Genomic DNA, 1,033 nt, shown 5'->3' with positions numbered 1-1,033 from the left:
TTCGCGGTCCTGCAATGGGGCCGCTGGCCTCCGGGCCCGGTATGACTGTGTCCCCTCTGTCGATCGGATGACCTGGGGGGTGGTGTCGCCGGGTCCGTGGGGTGCCGTCGGAGACGCTGATGAGAGACCCGGCCACCGCCCGGTCTGGTGCAATGCCGGGCAGTTCGCGGGCGGCAGGTCTGCATAACGTGGATGCGCGAGCACGGTGCCACTGCCGGGGCCGGCACGGTCAACACCTGCGGAAGGGTGCGATGTTAGACACCGAAGGCATAGGCGTCTTCCTCGGGATGGACGTCGGCAAGACCGCTCACCACGGCCACGGGCTGACCCCGGCCGGGAAGAAGGTCTTCGACAAGCCGATGCCCAACAGCGAACCGAAGCTGCGGGCCGTCTTCGACAAGCTCAAGGCCAAGTTCGGCACTGTCCTGGTGATCGTGGACCAGCCCGCGTCCATCGGCGCCCTGCCCCTGACCGTTGCCCGCGACGCGGGCTGCGAGGTCGCCTACCTGCCCGGACTCGCGATGCGGCGGATCGCCGACCTCTACCCGGGAGAGGCGAAAACCGACGCGAAGGACGCCGCGGTGATCGCGGACGCCGCCCGCACCATGCCTCACACCCTGCGTTCGCTGGAACTGACCGACGAGATCACCGCCGAACTTACCGTGCTGACCGGCTTCGACCAGGACCTCGCGGCCGAAGCGACCCGCACCAGCAACCGGATACGCGGCCTGCTCACCAGTTCCACCCTTCGCTGGAACGCGTGCTCGGTCCCCGGCTGGACCACCCCGCCGTCACCTGGCTCCTCGAGCGCTACGGATCCCCGGCCGCCCTGCGCAAGGCCGGCCGCCGCAGACTCGTCGAGCTGGTCCGCCCCAAGGCCCCGCGCATGGCCGTCCGGCTGATCGACGAGGTCTTCGACGCCCTGGACGAGCAGACCGTCGTGGTTCCGGGAACCGGCACCCTCGACATCGTGATCCCGTCCCTGGCCGCCTCGCTCGCCGCAGTCCACGACCAGCGCCGAACACTCGAATCC

Annotated in this window: 1 pseudogene; it reads left to right on the top strand. The window is 69.5% G+C overall.

The window, feature by feature from the left end:
* Window positions 1–251: 251 nt before the first annotated feature.
* A pseudogene (locus ACN6LD_RS42240) lies at window positions 252–1,033 on the top strand (IS110 family transposase); the annotation flags it as partial.

The organism is Streptomyces sp. SAS_272, from assembly GCF_052543235.1.
Note: the sequence above shows the minus strand (reverse complement) of the source record. Positions and strands in the feature narration are given on the sequence as shown.